This is a genomic window from Variovorax sp. 01T432, from assembly GCF_056398605.1.
Genome location: NZ_JBFTPS010000027.1, coordinates 52,071 through 73,127, shown reverse-complemented (window position 1 = coordinate 73,127; position 21,057 = coordinate 52,071). Strand labels below are relative to the sequence as shown.

Here is a 21,057-nt window from a genome sequence, read left to right as displayed (position 1 = left end):
TCAGGTGCCGCTCAGATGCTTCACCAGCATCCGCCCCGCCGGCGACAGCGCCGCGAGCGATCGAACGCAGACCACCAGCTGCCGCCGGACCCATGGCTCGTCCAGCGCCACCGCGCTGATGCCCAGGGATGACAGGTACAGACGCGCGCTCTGTCGCGGCAGCACGCCGATGCCCAGTCCCGCCGCCACCATCAGCGCCATCGCGTCATAGCCGCTGACCTGGATGCGCAGGCGCAGCGGCAGGCCGAGCTCGCCCGCCGCCTTGTGCAGCAGATTGTTCATCGCGCTGTTCGGATGCGCCCCCACGAAATCATGCGCCAGCGCCTCCCGAAAACGCACTTTCTTGCGTCGGGCCAGCGTGTGCCCGCGCGGCACGATCAGCACCAGCTCGTCTTCACGGTACGGCAGCACCGTCAGCTCCTCGCCGTAGCTGCCCGCATTGAGAATGCCGACGTCCGCCGTGCTGTCCGCCACCGCGCGCGCGATGGCGGAGCTGATGCGCTCCTGCAGATGCACCTGCACCAGCGGCGCCGCCGACATGAAGCTGCGAAGGTCGTCCGGCAGGAACTGGGTGATGGCCGAGATATTGGCGAACACCCGCACATGCCCGCGAAGCCCGCTCGCGTAGCCCGCCATCTGCTCGGCGATGTCGTCCAGCCCGTTCAACACCCCGCGCGCCAGGCCCAGCAAGGCATGCGCTGCCGGCGTGGCCTGCGTGCCCTTGTTGCTGCGCAGGAACAGCACCGTGTTCAACGCGCCTTCGAGCTCGCTCACGCGCTTGCTCACCGCCGCCGGCGCCAGGTGCTCGCGCAGCGCCGCGGCGGCGATGGTGCCTTCTTCCATCACCGCCACGAAGAGGCGCAGCGAGACCGGGTCGAGCTTCATGGCGGCCATTAGACACCAGCGCCCGCGCCACCATCGCGGTTCGCGATGGTGGCCTCGCCAAACGCCGCTTTGCAAGGCGCGCGCGCATGCCCATCATTCGGCCCTCGCGCCGTCCACCCGGCACGAGACGACCCCGAGACAAACCAGAGGCAAGCAGGACGCACCCATCATGGCTGAACTCCCAACGACTTCTCCGTCCGCACCCGGCGCGCTCTCGGGCCTGCGCGTCGTCGAGATGGGCCAGCTCATCGCCGGCCCCTTCTGCGGCAAGACCCTCGGCGAATTCGGCGCCGACGTCATCAAGATCGAGGCGCCCGCCGACCCGTCCCGCCCCGGCGCGCCGGGCGGCGATCCGCTGCGCAACTGGCGCATGCTGCAGGACGGCACCTCCGTGTGGTGGCAGGTGCAGTCGCGCAACAAGCGCTCCGTGGCGCTCGACCTGCGTTCCCCCGACGGCCAGGAGATCGCGCGCAAGCTGATCGCCGAGGCCGACGTGCTGATCGAGAACTTCAAGCCCGGCACCCTCGAAGGCTGGGGCATGGGCTGGGAAGACCTGCAGAAGCTCAACCCCGGCCTCGTCATGCTGCGCATCTCCGGCTACGGCCAGACCGGCCCCTACCGCGACCTTCCCGGCTTCGGCGCCATCGGCGAAGCGATGGGCGGCCTGCGCCACCTCACCGGCGAACCGGGCCGCGTGCCGGTGCGCGTGGGCGTCTCCATCGGCGACACGCTGGCCGCGCTGCACGGCACCATCGGCGTGCTGATGGCGCTCTACCACCGCAAGGCGCATGGCGGCCCCGGCCAGGTGATCGACGTCGCGCTGCACGAGGCTGTCTTCAATGTCATGGAGAGCCTGATCCCCGAGTACAGCGCCTTCGGCGCCGTGCGCGAGGCCGCGGGCAGCGCGCTGCCCGGCATCGCGCCTTCCAATGCGTACAAGTGTTCGGACGGCTATGTGCTCATCGCCGGCAATGGCGACAGCATTTTTCGCCGCCTGATGGCGGTGGTGGGCCGGCCCGACCTGGCGAGCGCGCCCGACCTGCAGAGCAATGCCGGGCGCGTGGCGCGGGTCGACGAGATCGACGCCGCCATCGGCGCATGGACGCTCTCGCGCACCATCGCCGACGTGCTGCGCGAGCTCGGCGCCGCGAACGTGCCGGCCGGCCGTGTCTACACCGCGCGCGACATCCACGAAGACCCGCACTACCGCGCCCGCGACATGATCCTGCGCCAGACCACGCGCGACGGCCATGAGATCGACGTCCCCGGCATCGTGCCCAAGCTCTCGGCCACGCCGGGCGCGGTGCGGTCTTCCGCGCCCCGGCTGGGGGACGATACCGACGCCGTGCTGCACGAGCTGGGCCTCTCGCCCGGCGAGGTCGCGGCGCTGCGCGCGAAGGGAGCCGTGGCATGAGCACGAACACCCCCATCGCCGATGTCTGGACGGGCGCGCGCCGGCGCATCCACATGCAGGAAGTCGGCCCGCGCGACGGCCTGCAGATGGAGGCGGCCTTCGTGCCGACGGCGGACAAGATCGCGCTGGTCGATGCGCTCTCCGCCGCCGGCATGGCGAAGATCGAGGTCACGGCCTTCGTCTCGCCGCAGGCCATCCCGGCGCTGCGCGATGCCGAGCTCGTGCTGCGTGAGATCGCGCGCGCGCCCGGCGTGGTCTACACCTGCCTGGTGCCGAACGTGCGCGGCGCGGAGCGCGCCATCGATGCGCTGGCCGACGAGCTCAACCTCGTCATGTCCTGCAGCGAGACGCACAACATCGCCAACCTGCGCATGACACGGGCGCAGTCCTTCGCCGCGCTGTCGGAGGTGATGGCGCTGGCGCGGCAGGAGCGAACGCCCATCAACGTCTCGCTCTCGTGCGTCTTCGGCTGCCCGATGGAAGGCGATGTCGACGCGGCCGTCGTGCTGGATTGGGCCGGGCGCTTCGTCGATGCCGGCGCGCGCGGCATCACGCTGTGCGACACCACGGGCATGGCCTATCCGTCGCAGGTCGCGGCCCTCACGCGCGCCTTCAGGGCGCGCTTCGCGAACACCGAACTCACGCTCCACTTCCACAACACGCGCGGCATGGGCCTGGCCAATGTGCTGGCCGCCATCGATGCCGGTGCCGACCGTTTCGACGCGTCGCTCGGCGGCCTGGGCGGCTGCCCTTACGCGCCCGGGGCGAGCGGCAACGTGTGCACCGAGGAGATCGTGCATGCGCTCGAACTGATGGACTACGACACCGGCTGCGATCTGCCCGCCCTGTTGCGGGCCGCCGGCTGGCTGCCGGCATGGATCGGGCACGAGATCCCGAGCCAGATCGTCAAGGCCGGCCGCCGCCTGGACCTGCACCGGCCGCCCGCGGACTTCGCGGCCTGGCGCGACCGTGCGCTGGCGCGCGACCTGCCGGCGGCCGCGTCCTGATGCCAGGGCACCCCATTCAAACCAAGGAGACTCTTCAATGAACCCCCACCCCACACTCTCCCGCCGGTCATGGAGCGCGGCGGCCGTCGGCGCGGCCCTGCTGTCGCTCGCGGGCGCCATCCACGCGCAGCCGTCCGCGGGCAATTATCCGAACCATCCGGTGCTGATGCTGGTGCCCACGGCCGCCGGCGGCACGACGGACATCGCGGCGCGCATGCTGGGCGTGCCGCTGGGCGCCGCGCTCGGCCAGACCTTCGCGGTGGACAACCGCGGTGGCGCCAACGGCGTCATCGCGGCGGTGGCCGTCAAGCGCGCGGAGCCCGACGGCTACACGCTGCTGATGCAGTACTCGGGCTACCACGTCATCACGCCGCTGGTGAGCAAGCAGGCGTCGCAATGGGAGGCGAAGGACCTGACGCCGGTGGCCAACGTTCTCTCGGCGCCGCAGATCGTCGTGATCCGCGCCGACCTGCCCATCAAGAGCATGGCCGAGCTGGTGGCCTATGCGAAGGCGCATCCGGGCAAGCTCAACTACGCGTCCTCGGGCAATGGCTCGCTGCAGCACGCCACGGGCGCGATGCTGGAGCAGCAGGCCGGCATCAAGCTCACGCACATTCCCTACAAGGGCACCGGCCCCGCGCTGCAGGATCTGCTGAGCGGCGTGGTCGACATCACCTTCGGCACGGCGCCGCCTTTCGTGGCGCACATCCAGTCGGGCAAGCTGCGCGTGCTGGCGACCACGGGCAAGACGCGCCTGCCGAGCCTGCCCGATGTGCCCACCACGGCCGAGGCCGGCCTGCCCAAGCTCGACGCGACGTCCTGGTTCGCCGTCTTCGCGCCGGCGAAGACGCCCAAGCCGATCGTCGACAAGCTCAGCGCCGACATCGCGAAGATCGTGTCGACGCCCGCGTTCAAGCAGAAGGCCCAGGAGCTGGGCGCGACGGCCGACTACATGACGCCGCAGCAGCTGGGGGACATGGTGAAGGCCGATACGGCGCGGTGGACGGAAGTGGTGAAGGCGACCGGGATCGAGGCGGACTGATCTCAGGAAGAAGCGCTGGTCGCGCTCGATATTCAGCCGGCCGCACTGGCCGCAGCCATCACGCGCTTGATCAAGAAGCACAGGCTGGCCACTCCGCGCCACGGCTTCTCCCTCATCCGGTCTTCTGACCTGGCACGCGCGGGGCCAGGGATCGCCAGCCGTCATCCCGTCGGGATCGATGCGGCTCCTGACAAACTTTTCACCTTTCTTTGGACTCTTGTTACAAAGTTGGTCAGAAAAGTGTGCGGGAAATGTCACTTTTGGCAGCCAAGGTCCATGGCGCGCGGTCGGTATGTGACTTGCTGACCTGCCACGGCCATGGCTGCCCGTCCAGTGCGGGCGGTCTGGGCGGTCCATGGACCGAACAAGACCAACAACAAGCTGGAAATCAAGAACATGAAGAATCCAAACAGGAACGCCCGGGGCTTGCACGCCCGGGCGGGCAGGCTCGCCGGTTGCCTGGCGCTCGCCGCGCTCACCGCATTCGCGCTGGCCTCGTGCGGCGGTGGCGCGGGCGGCGGCGGCTCCGCGCCCGCCGCGCTGGGCTCGGCGGGCACCGACCCCGCGAAGGACGGCTACACGCCGCTGTTCCCGCCCGGCACCCAACTGGTCGAGCAGACCCAGTACAAGGAGGCCGACGGCACCCTCGTGACCCTGATGGGCATGCGCCCCACCGAACGCCACGCCCGCGAGCGCGGCGAGCCGTGGACCGACCCCGACGTGGGCCCGGGCCGCTACTTCACCTTCCCGACCTTCTATTTCCAGAACCGCAGCTTCGGCCTGGAGATCCATGACCACGTCCCCGCCGGCGGCGGCAAGATCGAGATCTACCTGCGCGTCAACGACGGCGATTTCGACGGCACCACCTTCAGCCTGTTCCGCAACATCCTCGACCCGACCGTCCGGGACTACGGCTGGTCGCTCAACTACGGCTTCAACAACCCGAAGGAGGGCGGCAATCCCCTGTGCCACGCGGGCCAGCCGAAGGAAGACTGCATGATGGTGGTCGACTCGAACTGGCGCACCGACCCGCACAGCCCCCTGAAGATCGGCGACCGCATCGAGCTCGCCCCCGCGCCACGCCTGACGCGCGACGCCGGCGGCAAGGCCCTGATCGACGGCGGCGGCAGCCGCTACTACTCCTTCGAGCAGCTCTACGTGGTCGGCGTGGGCCTGCGGCCCTGGTACGGCGTGGTGCCCAACCTCGACTCCGACGTGCTGCCCGACGCCACCCTGCTCGGCGGGCTGGCCAGCGTCTCGTACAACTACTCGGAAGAGCCGATGCGCGGCTTCCAGCAGATGGTCAACAACATCGGCATCGGCGACGTCAAGCGCTTCGTGCAGGGCCGCCGGCTGTTCCATACCTCCTTCGCCGACGGCAAGCACTCGGAGCACCCGGACGACAACCCGGTCTTCACCGAGCACATCGGCCAGCTCGGGCCGAGGTTCAACCAGCCGCAGTGCATCGCCTGCCACGCCTCGAACGGGCGCAGCACGGCCGTGCCGATCGGCACGCGGCTGGACACCATGTCCTTCCTCACCGGCTCATCCTCGGCCGACGGCCGCCGCACGCCCGACGCGAACTACGGGCTGACCATCCTGCAGCGCGCGACAGACCCCAACGCGAGCGACTTCGGCGTCTCCGTCAAGAGCCTGGACCTCAGCGTGCGCACGCTGCCCGATGGCGAGAAGGTGGAGCTGGCCAGGCCGGTCTACGCCTTCAAGGGGCCGGCCCCCGCGAACTTCTCCGCGCGCCAGGCGCCGCAGGTGATCGGCATGGGGCTGCTCGAAGCGATCCCCGAGGAAAGCATCCTGGCGCTGGCCGACCCGGGCGACCGCGACGGCGACGGCATCCGCGGCGTGGCGAACATCGTTCGCGATCCGGAGACCGGCGTGAACCGCGTCGGCCGCTTCGGCTGGAAGGCCGCCAAGGCGAGCCTGCGCCAGCAGGCGGCCGACGCGTTCATGGACGACATGGGCGTGACCTCGTCCATCTTCCCGTCGCGCAGCTGCCAGCAGGGCGCCGCCGACTGCCGCGCCGCCGCCGGCAGCGCGAGCGTCTCGCTGCCGGAGGCCGAATTGCAGAAGGTCGCGCAATACCTCTCGCTGGTGGGCGTGCCGGCGCAGCGCAGCCTGCGCAGCGGCTTCCCGGCCGATGCGCGCGTGTCGCCGGAGCATGACGTGAACCCGCAGCAGATCGAGCGCGGCGGCGCGCTCTTCGCGCAGGCACGCTGCGTCGCCTGCCACGTGGCGCAGATGAAGACGGGCAGCACCCATCCCTTCGCCGAGCTGCGCGACCAGACCATCCACCCTTACACGGACCTGCTGCTGCATGCCATGGGCCCGGGCCTCGCCGACGGCATCGCCGAGGGCAAGGCGAGCGGCGACATGTGGCGCACCGCGCCGCTGTGGGGCATCGGCTCGCTGCCCTATGTGCAGGGCGGCGTGGCGAACGTGCGCTACCTGCACGACGGCCGCGCGCGCACCTTGCAGGAAGCGATCCTCTGGCATGCGGGCGAGGCCGATGCGAGCCGCACCAGCTTCGAGAACATGCCCAAGGCCGATCGCGATGCGCTGATGGCCTTTCTCGGCTCCTTGTGAGGCGCGCCGGCGCGGGTCGGCCTCCGAACCCCGGCGCAGAGGGCGGGTCAGCCCGGCAGTAGGCTCATGAGGCGCGGCGGCGGTTCCAGCGCCAGCGCGCGGCTCGCCGCCTGCAGCTCACCCGGGCCCAGGGGCACCAGCGACTCGACCTGGTCCGAGACGCGGGTGGCGATGGGCAGGCCGTCGCGGTAGAGCACGCGCGAGCCCGCCACGCGTGCCACCTTGGGGCCGGGCAGCACCGTGCCCAGCAGGTTGGCCGGGTCGGTCGCGGCCAGGCAGATCAGGCTCTCGTCGGCGGGCCGGCGCCGGACCTGGCGTATGAGCCCGATGGCCTCGGGCAATGCGAACTGCTCGCCCGAGAGGCCCGCGATGAAGCGGCCCCCGCGGATCTCGCCGCGCGCTTCCAGACGGTGGTAGGCCCGCACCAGATCGCGCCAGGGCGGCAGCCAGGAGGCCTCGCGCTCCAGCATGCGCCAGCAGACCACGCCATAGCGGCGCAGCAGGATGCGGGCGACCTGCTCGACGGATTCGGTCGCCAGGGCGCGCGGCACCTCGCCGCCCTCCCGCGCGGGCTGCCGGATCAGCGACCAGCGCCCGGCATCCTCGATGCCGAAGAGCGCGATGCGCCGCCGATGGCGCGAGCCGCCCGTGCCCGAACGCTTGGAAGGCGGCACCAGCAGGGCGCGCAGCCCCGCATAGCTGTCGCAATGCGCGCGGCCGCGCACCACCAGTTCGCTCAGCGCGTCTTCGAGCTCGGCGCGCAGGAGGTGCGTGCCCTCGACCATCTCGTCGAAGAAGGATGCGCCGTGCGCGGCGAGATGGCTGGCGACGCGCTGCGCGCGGGAGCTCAGGCCTTCGTCGTCGGCGGGCGCGGGCGCGAGGCGGGTCCACAGCGCCGCGGCGCGGCGCGGCAGCAGGAGGATGGGCGTGGCCCGCAGCGAGAGGCTGCCGCCGCCCGTGCGCGCATCGACGGCCACCGGACGCAGGCGCGTCCACAGCGTGCGCCCGGCGGTGCACAGGTCGTCGAGCCAGGAGGGCGCGTAGTCGTTGACCCGGGCCGGCAGGAGCTCGGCCTCCCAGATGCCCGCCGGCGCCTCGTAGCCTTCCAGCTGCGCCAGCACGCCGGCCAGGGCCTCCGGCCCGCTGACCCGGGTGGCGGCGCTGACATGCTGCCAGTCGAAGAGAAAGCGCGCGAAGTCGCGCGGCTCGACCGGCTCGATCTCCCGGCGCAGGCGCTTGAGGGTGTAGCGATGGATGCGCGCGAGCAGGTGCCGCTCGCACCATTCGACGGCCTCCGCGGCATCGGCGCCGGGCGTGAACCGGCCCTGCAGGACGTAGCCTTCGGCCTGCAGGGCCAGGAGCGCGGCCTCGACCTCGGCCAGCGGCAATCGAAGCTGCGAAGCGAGCGCGGCGGCCGGCGTCGGGCCGAGGCCCGACATGCGCGAACGCAGCACTTCGCGCAGCGCCTCTTCGCGCCCGCCCAGCGCCTGCGCGTATTCCGCCGGCGCTTCGATGACGGGACGCAGCGCGGCATCGGGATACAGCAGGCGCGCCTGCGACAGCCGCTCGGCCGCCACCCACAGGCCCGCTTCGGCGGCGCCCGCGGCCGTGACCGCGAGCCGCGTCGCGCGGCCGGACTGCGCCAGCGCCGCCAGCCAGGTCTTCCAGTCCGCGTCGCGCGCGGCCTCTTCGGCGGTCACGAGGCCGAGCCCATTCAGGGCCTCGTGCATCTCGTCCGGGTTGCGCGCGCGCGGCCAGGCCTCCTGCCGCACGCTCGCGATCGCATCCGCGTCCAGGCGGCCCAGGTCGTCGGCGCTCTCCGGGTCCGCATAGCGGCGGTTCTGGACCGCCTGCGTGCGGCGCTCTTCGAGGGGCGCGTCGTCGAGGAAGGCGTAGGGCTTGGCGTTCAAGACCTCCGCCGCCAGCGGCGAGGGCGCGGCGAGGTCGCGGGCCAGCACCTCCACCTCGCCGGTCTCCAGGCCGCGCAGCAGCGCCAGCCAGCCCTGCGCGTCCATGGCGTCATGGAGGCAGTCCTGGAGCGTCTGCGCCACCAGCGGGTGGTCGGGAATTTCGCGCTCGCCCGCCAGGTTCTCGGCGCAGGCGACCTGGTCCGGAAACACCGAGGCCAGCAGGTCCTCGGACTTCATGCGCTGCAGCTGCGGCGCCACCTTGCGCCCGCCCTGGAAGCGCGGCAAGGCCAGCGAGGTGGTCGCGTTCCAGCGCCAGCGCACGCCGAACAGCGGCGCATCCAGCAGGGCCTGCACCAGCACATCCAGCGCGGTGGCCGAATGCAGGTAGCGCGCGACCTCCTCCAGCGGAAAGCTGTGGCTGGTCGACAGCGACAGCACGATCGCATCCTCGGTCGCGGCGGCCTGCAGCTCGAAGTTGAACTTCCTGCTGAAGCGCTTGCGCAGCGCCAGCCCCCAGGCGCGGTTGAGGCGGCTGCCGAAGGGCGAATGGATGACCAGCTGCATGCCGCCGGAGGCATCGAAGAAGCGCTCCATCACGATGCGCCGCTGGGTCGGCAATGCGCCCAGCGCGAGGGCCGCGCGGCCGAGGTAGTCGACGATCTGGCGCGCGGCCTCGGCGTCCAGGCCGAGGGTGCGCATGAGCCAGTCCGCCGCGGCATCCTTGCCCTGGGCCGCGATGCGCTGGCCGATGTCCTCGCGCAGCCGCGAGACGCCGAAGGACAGCTCGTCGCTGCGCCCCGGTGCTTCTCCCAGCCAGAAGGGGATGTTGGGCGCGGCGCCGTGCGCGTCCTCCACGCGCACGCGGCCCGGTTCGATGCGCAGGATGCGGTAGCTGGTGTTGCCGAGCTGGAAGACATCGCCCGCCAGGCTCTCGACCGCGAAGTCCTCGTTCACCGTGCCGATCTTGTGGGCCTGCGGCTCCAGGATCACGGTGTAGTCGCCGGTCTCGGGAATGGTGCCGCCCGAGGTCAGGGCCGTCAGGCGCGCGCCCTTGCGCTCGCGCAGGCGGTGGTGCACGGCGTCGCGGTGCACATAGCTCGCGCGCTGCCCATGGCGGGTCGTGAAGCCCTCCGACAGCATCCGCACGACGGCGTTGAAGTCCTCGCGCTTGAGGTGGGCATAGGGCCAGGCGCGCCGCACCAGCGTGAACAGTTCGTCCTCGTCCCATTCGCGGCACGCGGTCTCGGCCACGATCTGCTGCGCCAGCACGTCCAGCGGCGCGGGCAGCACGTGCAGCGCGTCGAGCTCGCCGCGCCGCACGCAGTCCAGCAGGGCCGCGCACTCGACCAGCTCGTCGCGCGACTGCGGGAAGAGGCGTGCCTTCGGGATGCCGCCCACCGCGTGGCCCGCGCGACCCGCGCGCTGCAGGAAGGTGGCGATGGACCGGGGCGAGCCGAGCTGGCAGACCAGGTCGACATCGCCGATGTCCAGGCCCAGCTCCAGCGAGGCAGTGGCCACCAGCACCTTCAGCTCGCCGCGCTTGAGGCGCTGCTCGGCGTCCAGGCGCGTCTCCTTCGCCAGGCTGCCGTGGTGGGCCGCGACGGCTTCCTTGCCCAGCAGCTCGCCGAGATGCCGCGCCGCCCGCTCGGCCATGCGTCGGGTGTTGACGAAGACCAGCGTCGTGCGGTGTGCGTGCACCAGCGCGGCGAGCCGGGCGTAGACCTGCTCCCACTGGTCGGTGGACATCACCACGCTCAGCGGCGTGGGGGGAAGTTCGAGCGCGAGGTCTCGCTGCTTGGCATAGCCGATGTCGACGATCTCGCAATCCGGCGCCGCCTCGCCCGGCGCGCCGGCGCCCACCAGGAAGCGCGCGATCTCGTCGATCGGCTTCTGCGTCGCGGACACGCCGATCCGCGTCAGCCGCTTCGCGCAGATCGACTGCAGCCGCTCGAGCGAGAGCGACAGGTGGCTGCCGCGCTTGCTGGCGGCGACGGCATGGATCTCGTCGACGATGACCGTGCGCACCGTCGACAGCATCTTGCGGCCCGACGCCGACCCCAGCAGCACGTAGAGCGACTCCGGCGTGGTCACGATGATGTGCGGCGGCTTGCGCAGGCTTTGCTGCCGTTCCTTGGGCAGGGTGTCGCCGGTGCGCACGGCGCCGCGGATGTCCACGTCCGGCAGCCCGAGCTTCGCCAGTTCGGCGCGAATGCCCGCCAACGGGGCTTCCAGGTTCAGGCGGATGTCATTGGAGAGCGCCTTCAGCGGCGACACGTAGACGACGATCGTCTCGTCAGGCAGGCCTTCCGGCCGCAGGCCCTGGCGCACCAGGCCGTCCAGCGCGGCCATGAAGGCCGTGAGCGTCTTGCCGGAACCGGTGGGCGCGGCGACCAGCGTGTTCCGGCCCGCGGCGATGGCGGGCCATGCGGCGACCTGGGCCTCGGTGGGTCCGGCAAAGGTGTCGCGAAACCACTGGGCGACGGCGGGGTGGAAATCCTGGAGAGGCACGGGCTGGAAGACGTTGCCTCATCAGATCAGGCCGGCCTCCCCGATGTCAAGGCGACCGCCGGAGGGCCGCGGCCGCGCTCAGCGCGCCGCGCCGGTGCCGGTGGCGAAGCCGATGGTCCGTGTGAACGGCGCCCCGTCGTTGGTGCCGGTGATCCTGACCACGTAGTCGGTGCTCCAGATGAGCGGTCCGTCCGGGATGATCAGCGCCTGGTTGGCCTGCAGCTCGGCGTTCGGGTCGTTGTCCCGGGTCATCGTGGGGCGCAGCGTGACCGGCGTGTTGYCGTACTTCGTCTTCATCGTCACCGAGCTGATCGCGAGCGTCTGCCCGGTGCGCACCGCCACCAGGACGCTCGGGCCGAGCGGGCTGGCGCGCAGGTCGCGGCCCGGCACGGGATTGGGCGTTTCGTTGGTCGTCTCGTAGAAGACCTCCGTGGTGCCGTTGCAGGGATAGGTCAGCACCTGGTCGCTGGCAGGCTCCTGGCGTTCGTCGCTCGCTTCCGAGCCCAGGTCGAACTGCTGGACGGTGCGCGGGCCCAGGGTCTGGGTCGTGCCGAGCTGGTCGCTGCCGCGCATGGAAAGCCCGATGTCGCGGTGGCCCGCCAGCATGCCGAGCTGGTGGTAGGGCAGGGCCAGCAGGGCGCGCACGCCGAAAACGCCCGTGCCCATCGTCGAACCCGAGCCATAGAGCCCCGAAATCTCATCGCTCACCACTCCGGGGTGGTAGCCCGCCGCGACGGTGCGGTCCAGGGGTGTGGCGCCGGTGAAGCCGGGCGTTCCGGCCGTCTCGTCATGGGTCATCTGGTTGTTCACGATCAACCAGTTGGCGTGGGCCCGGGCGGCGGCATCGAGCGCCGTGCTCTGGCGAAGCAGGCCGAAGCCGCAGCGCGCGCGCTCGGCGTTGAGCAGGGCATAAGCCTGGCTCGATTCGCCGGCCGGCGCGTAGCTTGCGGGCGCCACGGTCGTCACGAGCGTGGAAGGCACGAATGCGGGCCCCGCCTCGTCGGTCGGAACGGTGGGCGACTGCGGTGTCTTGACCGTGTTCGTCGAGCCGAGGGCCGGGCCCGAGGGGCTGTCTGCGACCGGCGCGGATGCACCCGAGGAGCCGCCGCCTCCGCCGCAGGCCACGAGTGCCGAAACGCTGAACGCCGCGAGCGCGGCGAGGGAAAAATGGCGCGGCCATTGGCGGGGCTGTCTTGTCATCGGGCGACTGGGCCACGAGGCCGAACCGGATGCCGTCGGCGCCGGGCTCGGATGTACGTAGGAAGTATGCATGGGTGTGCGCTCGCCGCCCCTATCGGCGCGACACCGCCCAGACCGCGGCCTTTCGGAAGGATGCCAGGGCGTTCTTCGCGGCCAGCACGCGGGCTCGCGCCAGGATGTCGGCGCGCCGCTGGCGAACCACGGATTCCAGGGCTTCGGCGATCGCGGTGGTGGTCGGGTCGCCCCGCAGGGCGCGAAGGCGCCATTGCAGGGCGATGTCGCTCAGGTCGTCGACGCTGAGCCGGGCCAGACGGAGCAGCTCGTCTTCCTCGTCCATCATCGCGCCACGAGCCTGCGGCGCTTGCCCGTGAGCGTCGTCGATCTGTTGGGGTACATCATGTAAGCAATTGTGCTTACATTTCCCGCTTTAGCCAAGGGCTAAATGCACACTTTGGTTTACATGAGTTGTCATCATGTAACCGGCGCTTCGCGTGTCGGGAGGGCGAGCATACATCCCGCGGACGCGATGGCCTAGAGGGTCGAGGACGCGGCGGGATCGCGTTGACGCTGAACCGGCCGCAGTCGTGTAATCGGCCATGAAAAAGCCACACCGGAGAGCATCATGGGCGATGTGACACAGGCCGAAAACGCCATGGGCGCGGCAGTTGCCACGCGGCGGCTGGACGAGCTTCCCGGCCCCCGGCGCCTGCCCCTCATCGGCAACATCCACCAGCTGCACGGCCGCAGCGCGCACCGGGATGTCGAGCAATGGGCGCAGCGGTACGGCCCTTTCTTCCACTTCCGGCTCGGCCGCCGCCGCTTCCTGGGCATTAGCGACCCCGACGTCATCCTGTCGGTGCTGCGGGACCGGCCCGACGGCTTCCGGCGCAGCGTGCGCATGGAGCAGATGACGCGCGAGATGGGGCTGGAGCCCGGCCTGTTCGTCTCCAACGGCGAGGCATGGCAGCGGCAACGCCGCATGGTCATGTCGGCTTTCGACCCGGCGCACGTCAAGGCCTATTTCCCGACGCTGTTGAAGGTCGCCAACAGGCTGGCGCGCCGCTGGCGCGGCGCGGCCGCGTCCCGGGCGCCGATCGACCTGCGCGCCGACCTGATGCGCTACACCGTCGACGCGGTGGCGGGCCTGGCCTTCGGAACGGACATGAACACCCTGGAGAGCGACGGCGAGATCCTGCAGAACCACCTCGACAAGGTCCTGCCCGTGCTGTTCAGGCGGCTGCTGGCGCCCTTCCCCTACTGGCGCTACTTCAGCCTGCCTTCGGACCGGCGCGTGGCCCGCAGCGTCGCGGCCGTCGACGAGGCCGTGCGAGGCTTCATCGCCACCGCGCGGGAGCGGATGGCGGCCGACCCGGCCCTGCGCGAGCGGCCGTCGAACCTGCTGGAAGCCATGATCGTCGCGAGCGACACCCAGCAGGGCGCGGGTGGCGACCGCGAGATCGCCGGCAACGTCTGGACCATGCTGCTGGCGGGAGAAGACACCACCGCCAACACCCTGGGCTGGCTCCTGTGGCTGCTGCAGCAGAACCCGAGCGCCATGGAACGATGCCGTGAAGAGGTGCGCCGGCTGGTGCCCGATATCGCCTCGATCACCCCCGAGACGCTCGCCTCGCTCGACTACGTGGACGCCTGCGTCAGCGAGGCCATGCGCCTGAAGCCCGTGGTGCCCATGATGCTCAACGAAGCGGTGCGCGACACGACGGTTGGCGACGTCCGGGTCAAGGCCGGGACCATGGTGTGGTGCGTGTTCAGGCACGCGACCATGCAGGCGCAGTTCTTCCCCGACGCCAAGGCCTTCGAGCCGCAGCGCTGGCTCGCGGGGACCACGCAGGGGCGCGACTCCGCCAAGCGCGTCGCCATCCCCTTCGGCGCGGGGCCGCGCATCTGTCCGGGGCGCTACCTTGCGCTGCTGGAGATCAAGATGGCCATGGCCGTGCTGCTGAGCCAGTTCGACATCGAAAGCGTATCGACCGTGGAGGGCGGCGAGCCCGACGAGTACATGGCCGTGACGATGGGCCCGATCGGGCTGCGCATGACGCTCGCCGAGCGGCTGGAGCCGGCCTTGGTTTGAAGAGACCCGCCCGCGGCGAGGTGTGTACATTGGCCCCCTCAACGCAGAGGGATGAACAACATGGCGCGCGCAAATGAATGGGTAGGCAAGGTGCTGGTCGTGCTCAAGGCCGGCAACACCACGGCGGCGATCGCGCAGATCAAGGTCGCGCCGGACGCGAAGAGTCTCAAGGCATTGCAGGCCGCGCTGGCGGCGGCGGGGCTGGCCGGGCGCTGGCGGGACGTGGACGCGGCGATCTCGGACAACATCGCCTTGCTTTCCGCGCCGCGCCTGCACCGCTCGCCCTGAAGGCGGCGGCCCGCAACGCCTAGGCGAAGTGGTCGAACGATGCGAATCGCTGCATCACCGGCGCGCCCTGCGCGTCGACCAGCCGCAGCCCCGCCTCGGCCTCGATGCGGCCGATGCGCGTCACCGGCGTCGCGCTGGCGCGGCCGGCCTGCTCGACGGCCTCGCGCAGCGCGACAGGCGCGGTGAAGGCCAGTTCGTAGTCGTCCCCGCCCGCGAGCGCGCAGGCGCGCCGCGCCTCCAGGCCGAGCCCGGTCGTCGCGACCCGGCTTGCCGCCGCATCCGCGTCGATGCGCGCGCCCACGCCGCTCGCGCGCAGCACGTGCCCGAGATCGCCCGCCAGCCCGTCGCTGATGTCGATCGCGGCCGACGCGATGCCGCGCAAGGCCAGCCCCAGCGCGACACGCGGCGTGGGCTGCTCCATGCGCGCGCGCGCCAGCGTGAAGGCCTCGGCCGGCAGCGACATCGTGCCGCGAAAGACTTCGAGCGCCAGCCGCGCATCGCCCAGCGTGCCGCTGACCCAGACATCGTCGCCCACCCTGGCGCCCGAGCGCAGCAGCGCGGCGCCCGCGGGCACCTCGCCGAAGACCGTGATGCAGATGTTGAGCGGCCCGCGCGTGGTGTCGCCGCCGACCAGCTCGCACGCATGCGCATCGGCCAGCGCGAAGAGCCCGCGCGAGAAGCCTTCGAGCCAGGGCTCTTCGACGGCCGGCAGGGCCAGCGCCAGCGTGAAGGCCAGCGGTTTCGCGCCGCAGGCCGCGAGATCGCTGAGGTTGACCGCCAGCGCCTTGTGGCCGAGCCGCGCCGGATCGACCGTCGAGAGGAAATGCCGCCCCTCCACCAGCATGTCCGAGGACACCGCCAGCTGCATGCCCGCCGCCGGTGCCAGCAGCGCGCAGTCGTCGCCCACGCCCAGCGGCGAGCGCTTCGCGGGCCGCGTGAAATAGCGCGCGATCAGATCGAATTCGCCCATATCGTCCTAGACCGCCGAAGTGCGGAAACGCAAGGCGGCCTGCCGCACCACCTCGGCCAGCAGGCGCTCCCTGGCGTACTTCTCGCGCAGCCAGCGCGCGTCGTTGCGGTTGGCTTCCACGCTGGTGCGCAATTCGGCAAGCGCCTGCGTCGCATTGAGCGCCTCGCTGTGCCATTCGAGCTGCGTCATCGTCATCAGGATGTGGTCGCGCAGCGGCATGTGCTCGCCGCTCGCCGGGTCCACGTACAGCGCATCGAGTCCGAAGCGGCAGGCCTGGAAGCGGTTGTAGGTGTAGACCAGGTAGTCGTCCTCGGTCGGCGTGAAGGGCTGCTCCTGCAGGAACCACGCCGCCAGCGACTGCACGTAGCCTGCCAGCGCCGCGGCCCGTTCCACCGTCAGCGGCGTGTCGAACACGCGGATCTCGATCGTGCCGAACTCGGGCTTGGGCCGGATGTCCCAATAGAAATCCTTCATGCTGCGCACGACACCGGTGCGCGTCATGCGCTCGAAGTAGTTCTCGAACTCGCGCCAGCTCAGCGTGAAGGGCGCGCGGCCCGAAAGCGGAAAGGCGAACACCGAATTCAGCCGCGCCGAATCGAACTGCGTGTCCTGCCCCTGCACGAAGGGCGAGGAGGCCGACAGCGCGATGAAGTGCGGGATGTAGCGCGACATGCGGTGCAGCATCAGCAGCGCCGCATCCGCATCGGGGCAGCCGATGTGCACGTGCTGGCCGAAGATGGTGAACTGCTTCGACAGGTAGCCATAGAGTTCCGAGAGCTCCCGAAACCGCGGCTTGTCGTAGATGCGCCGCTCGTGCCACTGCTGGAAGGCATGCGTGCCGCCGCCGACCACCGCGATGTTGAGCTTGTCGGCGTTCTTCACCAGCGCGTCGCGGATCGGCGTGAGCTGGTGGATCACGTCCAGCGCGGAGTGGCAGATGTCGGTGGAGATCTCGATCATGCTCGAGGTCATCTCCGGCACCACGCTGCCGGGCAGCGGCGTCTGCGCCATCAGGCGCAGCATGTCCTCGGCGTAAGGCGCGAGGTCATAGTCGTGCGTGTTGACCAGCTGCAGCTCCAGCTCCACGCCCAGCGACAGCGCCACGGACTTGTTGAAGCGCTCCAGCGGCACGACGCGGCTGGCGGGCGTCGACGGCGTGCCGTCGGCTTGAAGATCGGGCGGGCGGATGCTCATCGCTGCGTTTCCTCCACGGTGCTGAAGGCCTCGGGATTCCAGGGTGTCGAACTCTCGCCCGCGCCATGGATGGCGATGGTCGCAAGCACGGCGCCCAGCACTTCCATCAGCAGGATCGCGGGCAGGGTGATCTGCGTGATCATCGTGCCCAGGAGCGGCGAAGCCGTCACGAAGCCGGAGGTGATCAGCAGCGCGATGGACGACAGCGGCGACATCGCGCAGCCCACCCACAAGGCCTGCCGCCAGCTGGCGCCGCTGCCGGGGTTGGCAATGGCGACGCCCGCGATCTTGGCGAAGGCGCGCACGCCGATCACCGCCAGCACCACGCTCGCCACCGGCAGGCTCCAGTCCGCCTGCGCGGCGACGATGGACACCAGCACAAACATCAGCATGGTCAGCAGCGAGGCGGCGGTGCCCAGCTGGCGCGGCCAGGCCCACGGCTTCGGATTGAGCGCCTTCAGCAGCACCCCGCCGATCAAGGCCGCCAGCGGCGCCGAGCCGCCGAAGTGCGCGGCCAGCGCCGCGCCCGCCGCGATGATGGCGAGCAGCAGGATCGAGGTGTTCTCGCTCGTCGGGCTCATCACCCGCAAGGCCGAGCGCAGCGCCAGCGCCATCAGCGCCCCCACCACGAAGGACAGGCCCAGCACCACCGCCACCGGATACAGCTTCTGCAGCAGCCCCAGCGGCGCATGCTCGATCAGCCCCGCCTGCGCATAGCCCAGCGACAGCGCGTAGAGGGTGTTGAGCGTCGCCAGCGTCATGGCCCGCTCGGTCACCGGCCCGGAGGCGCGCGTGTCCATGACCACGCGGCTGAGCACGGCCGGCGAGGCGACGATCGCCATCAGCGCGACCGGGTTGGCCACCGGATCGGGAACGCCCAGCCAGTGCAGTGCCCAGAACACGCCGAAATAGGTCAGCGTCGATTCGAGGATGCTCTGCAGCAGCACCATCGGGTTGTGGCGGAACCAGCGCAGCGGCAGCCGGCCGCCGGCCTCGAACAGCACGATCGCCACGCCCAGCTCCAGCAGGAACAGGCTGATGCCCTGCAGCGGCCACATCGCGCCCTCGAAACCTGCGAAGCCCACAATGGTGCCGACCACCGAATAGCCGACCACCTTCGGCAGCCCGAGGTAGCGCTGCACCAGGTGCCCCGCCGCCGCCGCCGTGGCCAGCAACAGCGACCACAGCACCGTGGGCAGGCCCGCCGAGGGCCGGACCCACTCGGCCCAGAAGCCCAGCAGGTCATTGGAAAAGAAAGACATCATCAGGCGGAACCAAACATCGTTGGGCGACCGTGAGCGCCCTGGGAGCGCGCCAAAGCGGCCTGAAGCGCGCTCTCAGTGGAGCACGCGCGGGGAGGGCATGTCCCCCGCGTCGGCTTCCAGCACGAACAGGGGGACCGGGACATCGAAGCGTTCGCCTCGCTCATCCACGAAGAAATAGCTGCCGTGCATGGTACCGCTTGCCGCCTGGAGCCGGCAGCCGCTTGTATACCGGAAGGATTCCCCCGGCGCGAGCAGCGGCTGCTGGCCGATCACGCCGAGGCCCTTGACCTCCTGCGCGTGGCCTGAAGCGTCGTTGATGATCCAGTGGCGCGCGATCAACTGCGCGGCGACCTTGCCGGTGTTGGTGACCGTCACCGTATAGGCGAAGGTGTAGATCCGGTCTTCCGGGGAAGACTGGTCAGGCAGGAATCGCGGTTCGACCTGCACGTTCATCGGGAGCTTGGACATCGGCGCGATGGTAACGGAAGCCATCGCCGGCACGGCCCTGCGACAATCCCGCCCCATGAGCAGCCCGTTCCGCATCGCCCCCTCCATCCTCTCGGCCGACTTCGCGCGCCTCGGCGCCGAAGTGAGCGACGTCATCGCCGCCGGCGCCGACTGGATCCATTTCGACGTGATGGACAACCATTACGTGCCCAACCTCACCTTCGGCCCGATGGTGTGCCAGGCGCTGAAGCCGCACGCCCAGACGCCCGACGGCCGGCCGGTGCCGATCGACGTGCACCTGATGATCCAGCCGGTCGACGCGCTGGCGGCCGCCTTCGCGCAAGCGGGCGCCGACTACATCAGCTTCCATCCCGATGCCTCGCCCCACGTGCACCGCAGCATCCAGGCCATCAAGGCGGCCGGCTGCAAGGCCGGGCTGGTGTTCAACCCCGGCCTGGGCCTGGAGGCGCTGGACTGGGCGATGGACGACATCGACCTGATCCTGATCATGAGCGTGAACCCCGGCTTCGGCGGCCAGAGCTTCATCGATTCCGCGCTGCGCAAGATCGAGCTGGCGCGCAAGCGCATCGACGAGACCGGGCGCGACATCCGCCTGGAGGTGGATGGCGGCATCAAGGTCGACAACATCGCCCGGGTCGCCAGCGCGGGGGCGGACACCTTCGTGGCGGGCAGCGCGATCTTCAATGCGCCCGACTACGCCGGCGTCATCGCCTCGATGCGCGCGCAGCTCGACGACGCGGTCAAGTCCTGATCAGGACCTGATCACGGCTTGAGCCTGTCGTTGTAGACCTGGTCCGCCACCGGGCCACGGTCGGTATCGACCACGCCGCGCTCCACGTCTTCGAGCGCCTGGCGGCCCACCTCGCGCTGCGAGCCGTTGCCGCCCTGGCTTTGCTGGCTGTCCGACGACTGGTCGTGCTCGTGCGGCAGCCGGGGCGCCGGCTCGCCCTCCTGCTGCACCTTCGTCTTGCCGCCGCCCGCCTGTTTGTGGGAGGGCGCGGGTTTGGGGTGCCCGTGGGACTTCGTGGCCATGGATCGCTCCTTCGTGTGCATCCCGTGTTGTCGCGTCGAGGCGAGGAAAACGCGGTAGGACCGGCTTGCGCCGCGCTGTAGGATGGCCGACGAGATGACAGCCCCACACCCTAAAACGATACTCCGCGACACGCTGCGCATTCATGCTTTCCATGCACTCCAGCCCGGGCCTCGCCTGATCGTGCTGGGGGGTGTGCACGGCAACGAGACCTGCGGGACCGCCGGCATCGAGCGGGCGGTGGCCGAGCTGGACGCAGGGGCGCTGCAGCTGCTGCGGGGGCAGCTGACGATGGTGCCGGTGGCGAACCCGCTGGCGCGGCGCCTGGGGCGGCGCGAAGGCGAACGCAATCTCAATCGGCTGTTTCGCCCGACCGCGGCCGGCGAGGAGCCCGCCGACTACGAGGCGCGCATCACCGACCTGCTGTGCCCGCTGCTGGACCGGCACGACGTGCTGCTCGACCTGCACTCGTTCCAGAGCGAGGGCGATGCCTTCGCGATGATCGGGCCGCGCGACAACGGCGGCACGCTGGAGCCCTTTTCGCGCGCCTTCGAGGAAGGCCAGCTTGCCTTGCACCTGGGCACCTCGCGCGTGGTCGAAGGCTGGCTGGACATCTACGCGGCGGGGCTGGCGCAGCGCGCAGGCGGCCAGGCGGCCGACGACGCGGCGCTGGCCTTCGGCTGGGGCACCAATGAATACATGCGCAGCCGGGGGGGCTACGGCGTGACGCTCGAATGCGGGCAGCACGAAGACCCGGCCGCGCCGGATGTGGCGCATCGGGCGATCCATGCCGCGCTGCGCCTGCTCGGGATGATCGAAGCGGACCCGGCCCTGCCGCCGCCCGCGCCGCCGAGCCTGCTGCGGCTCGTCAGCGTGACGGATCGCGCGCACGAGGAGGACCAGTTCGTGCGCGAATGGGCGACCTTCGACCCCGTTGCGCGCGGCGAGCCCATCGGCGTGCGCGAGGACGGGCGCATGGTGCATGCGGAACGCGATGGCTTCATCGTGTTTCCGAGCGCGACGGCGCTGCCTGGGACGGAGTGGTTCTATTTCGCTGTGGCGAGCGAGCGGGATCTGGCGGGGCATGTGAAGACTGCCTGAGGGCGCGCCATGCGTCCCTGGTGCCGGCGGCCCTTCAAGGCGCCGCAAGAATTTGGTACGCAAACTCCGTGGACTGATTGGCGCC

At 70.5% G+C, this 21,057-nt stretch carries 17 protein-coding genes; 8 read left to right on the top strand and 9 right to left on the bottom strand.

Annotated elements, in window-relative coordinates; translation table 11 throughout:
• On the bottom strand, positions 1 to 885 hold the full coding sequence (locus AC1DNF_RS20505; protein WP_478150454.1) for a LysR family transcriptional regulator: 885 nt from the start codon (positions 883 to 885) through the stop codon (positions 1 to 3).
• 169 nt (positions 886 to 1,054) lie between these two features.
• Between AC1DNF_RS20505 and AC1DNF_RS20500 the strand changes: the two genes are divergently transcribed.
• The 4 genes from AC1DNF_RS20500 to AC1DNF_RS20485 all read left to right on the top strand — a co-directional run bounded on the left by AC1DNF_RS20500 (position 1,055) and on the right by AC1DNF_RS20485 (position 6,949).
• Positions 1,055 to 2,299, top strand: a complete 1,245-nt coding sequence (locus tag AC1DNF_RS20500) for a CaiB/BaiF CoA transferase family protein (RefSeq protein ID WP_478150453.1) — start codon at positions 1,055 to 1,057, stop codon at positions 2,297 to 2,299.
• Complete coding sequence (locus AC1DNF_RS20495; protein ID WP_478150452.1) at positions 2,296 to 3,306, top strand: hydroxymethylglutaryl-CoA lyase; 1,011 nt, start codon at positions 2,296 to 2,298, stop codon at positions 3,304 to 3,306. The genes AC1DNF_RS20500 and AC1DNF_RS20495 overlap by 4 nt, the downstream gene beginning before the upstream one ends.
• A 37-nt stretch (positions 3,307 to 3,343) precedes the next feature.
• Positions 3,344 to 4,348 (top strand): Bug family tripartite tricarboxylate transporter substrate binding protein, encoded by a 1,005-nt coding sequence (locus AC1DNF_RS20490; RefSeq protein ID WP_478150451.1) that lies wholly within the window; start codon positions 3,344 to 3,346, stop codon positions 4,346 to 4,348.
• 318 nt (positions 4,349 to 4,666) lie between these two features.
• Positions 4,667 to 6,949 (top strand): di-heme oxidoreductase family protein, encoded by a 2,283-nt coding sequence (locus tag AC1DNF_RS20485; RefSeq protein ID WP_478150450.1) that lies wholly within the window; start codon positions 4,667 to 4,669, stop codon positions 6,947 to 6,949.
• A 47-nt stretch (positions 6,950 to 6,996) separates the two neighbouring features.
• Here AC1DNF_RS20485 and AC1DNF_RS20480 read toward each other — a convergent pair whose 3' ends face one another.
• The 3 genes from AC1DNF_RS20480 to AC1DNF_RS20470 form a co-directional block, all read right to left on the bottom strand.
• Positions 6,997 to 11,367, bottom strand: a complete 4,371-nt coding sequence (locus AC1DNF_RS20480) for a DEAD/DEAH box helicase (RefSeq protein ID WP_478150449.1) — start codon at positions 11,365 to 11,367, stop codon at positions 6,997 to 6,999.
• A gap of 78 nt (positions 11,368 to 11,445) precedes the next feature.
• Complete coding sequence (locus AC1DNF_RS20475; RefSeq protein ID WP_478150448.1) at positions 11,446 to 12,567, bottom strand: CAP domain-containing protein; 1,122 nt, start codon at positions 12,565 to 12,567, stop codon at positions 11,446 to 11,448.
• A gap of 91 nt (positions 12,568 to 12,658) precedes the next feature.
• Positions 12,659 to 12,907, bottom strand: coding sequence for a hypothetical protein (locus AC1DNF_RS20470; protein WP_478150447.1), 249 nt, complete (start codon positions 12,905 to 12,907; stop codon positions 12,659 to 12,661).
• 282 nt (positions 12,908 to 13,189) lie between these two features.
• Here AC1DNF_RS20470 and AC1DNF_RS20465 point away from each other — a divergent pair, with 282 nt between their 5' ends.
• Positions 13,190 to 14,656, top strand: coding sequence for a cytochrome P450 (locus tag AC1DNF_RS20465; RefSeq protein WP_478150446.1), 1,467 nt, complete (start codon positions 13,190 to 13,192; stop codon positions 14,654 to 14,656).
• 60 nt (positions 14,657 to 14,716) lie between these two features.
• Entirely contained in the window at positions 14,717 to 14,944 is a 228-nt protein-coding gene (locus tag AC1DNF_RS20460; RefSeq protein ID WP_478150445.1) for a hypothetical protein, read from the top strand.
• A gap of 19 nt (positions 14,945 to 14,963) precedes the next feature.
• Here the strand turns inward: AC1DNF_RS20460 and thiL are convergent, their stop codons facing one another.
• The 4 genes from thiL to apaG form a co-directional block, all read right to left on the bottom strand.
• On the bottom strand, positions 14,964 to 15,914 hold the full coding sequence (thiL, locus tag AC1DNF_RS20455) for a thiamine-phosphate kinase (protein WP_478150444.1): 951 nt from the start codon (positions 15,912 to 15,914) through the stop codon (positions 14,964 to 14,966).
• Positions 15,915 to 15,920: 6 nt separating this feature from the next.
• A complete protein-coding gene (locus tag AC1DNF_RS20450; RefSeq protein WP_478150481.1) occupies positions 15,921 to 17,045 on the bottom strand; it encodes a YbdK family carboxylate-amine ligase in 1,125 nt (374 codons plus the stop codon).
• A gap of 59 nt (positions 17,046 to 17,104) precedes the next feature.
• Positions 17,105 to 18,370, bottom strand: a complete 1,266-nt coding sequence (locus tag AC1DNF_RS20445) for a cation:proton antiporter (RefSeq protein WP_478150443.1) — start codon at positions 18,368 to 18,370, stop codon at positions 17,105 to 17,107.
• Positions 18,371 to 18,445: 75 nt separating this feature from the next.
• Positions 18,446 to 18,841, bottom strand: coding sequence for a Co2+/Mg2+ efflux protein ApaG (apaG, locus tag AC1DNF_RS20440; protein WP_478150480.1), 396 nt, complete (start codon positions 18,839 to 18,841; stop codon positions 18,446 to 18,448).
• Positions 18,842 to 18,896: 55 nt separating this feature from the next.
• Here apaG and rpe point away from each other — a divergent pair, with 55 nt between their 5' ends.
• Positions 18,897 to 19,592: a ribulose-phosphate 3-epimerase gene (rpe, locus tag AC1DNF_RS20435; RefSeq protein WP_478150442.1), complete on the top strand. Its 696-nt coding sequence runs from the start codon at positions 18,897 to 18,899 to the stop codon at positions 19,590 to 19,592.
• Positions 19,593 to 19,603: 11 nt separating this feature from the next.
• Here the strand turns inward: rpe and AC1DNF_RS20430 are convergent, their stop codons facing one another.
• Positions 19,604 to 19,873 carry a hypothetical protein gene (locus AC1DNF_RS20430; protein ID WP_478150441.1) on the bottom strand — a complete coding sequence of 90 codons (270 nt, stop codon included), beginning with the start codon at positions 19,871 to 19,873 and terminating at the stop codon, positions 19,604 to 19,606.
• Between the two features lie 94 nt (positions 19,874 to 19,967).
• On the opposite strand from AC1DNF_RS20430, the gene AC1DNF_RS20425 reads away from it, so the two are divergent.
• The gene (locus AC1DNF_RS20425; protein ID WP_478150440.1) at positions 19,968 to 20,972 is read left to right on the top strand and encodes a M14 family metallopeptidase; all 1,005 of its coding nucleotides are present in this window, start codon (positions 19,968 to 19,970) and stop codon (positions 20,970 to 20,972) included.
• Positions 20,973 to 21,057 lie beyond the last annotated feature (85 nt).

What these genes read in the sequence shown, in the direction of transcription:
- AC1DNF_RS20505 (WP_478150454.1), bottom strand. Translation starts at nt 885, where the DNA reads ATGAAGCTCGACCCGGTCTCGCTGCGCCTCTTCGTGGCGGTGATGGAA.
- AC1DNF_RS20500 (WP_478150453.1), top strand. Translation starts at nt 1,055, where the DNA reads ATGGCTGAACTCCCAACGACTTCTCCGTCCGCACCCGGCGCGCTCTCG.
- AC1DNF_RS20495 (WP_478150452.1), top strand. Translation starts at nt 2,296, where the DNA reads ATGAGCACGAACACCCCCATCGCCGATGTCTGGACGGGCGCGCGCCGG.
- AC1DNF_RS20490 (WP_478150451.1), top strand. Translation starts at nt 3,344, where the DNA reads ATGAACCCCCACCCCACACTCTCCCGCCGGTCATGGAGCGCGGCGGCC.
- AC1DNF_RS20485 (WP_478150450.1), top strand. Translation starts at nt 4,667, where the DNA reads ATGGCTGCCCGTCCAGTGCGGGCGGTCTGGGCGGTCCATGGACCGAAC.
- AC1DNF_RS20470 (WP_478150447.1), bottom strand. Translation starts at nt 12,907, where the DNA reads ATGATGGACGAGGAAGACGAGCTGCTCCGTCTGGCCCGGCTCAGCGTC.
- AC1DNF_RS20465 (WP_478150446.1), top strand. Translation starts at nt 13,190, where the DNA reads ATGGGCGATGTGACACAGGCCGAAAACGCCATGGGCGCGGCAGTTGCC.
- AC1DNF_RS20460 (WP_478150445.1), top strand. Translation starts at nt 14,717, where the DNA reads ATGGCGCGCGCAAATGAATGGGTAGGCAAGGTGCTGGTCGTGCTCAAG.
- thiL (WP_478150444.1), bottom strand. Translation starts at nt 15,914, where the DNA reads ATGGGCGAATTCGATCTGATCGCGCGCTATTTCACGCGGCCCGCGAAG.
- AC1DNF_RS20445 (WP_478150443.1), bottom strand. Translation starts at nt 18,370, where the DNA reads ATGTCTTTCTTTTCCAATGACCTGCTGGGCTTCTGGGCCGAGTGGGTC.
- apaG (WP_478150480.1), bottom strand. Translation starts at nt 18,841, where the DNA reads ATGTCCAAGCTCCCGATGAACGTGCAGGTCGAACCGCGATTCCTGCCT.
- rpe (WP_478150442.1), top strand. Translation starts at nt 18,897, where the DNA reads ATGAGCAGCCCGTTCCGCATCGCCCCCTCCATCCTCTCGGCCGACTTC.
- AC1DNF_RS20430 (WP_478150441.1), bottom strand. Translation starts at nt 19,873, where the DNA reads ATGGCCACGAAGTCCCACGGGCACCCCAAACCCGCGCCCTCCCACAAA.
- AC1DNF_RS20425 (WP_478150440.1), top strand. Translation starts at nt 19,968, where the DNA reads ATGACAGCCCCACACCCTAAAACGATACTCCGCGACACGCTGCGCATT.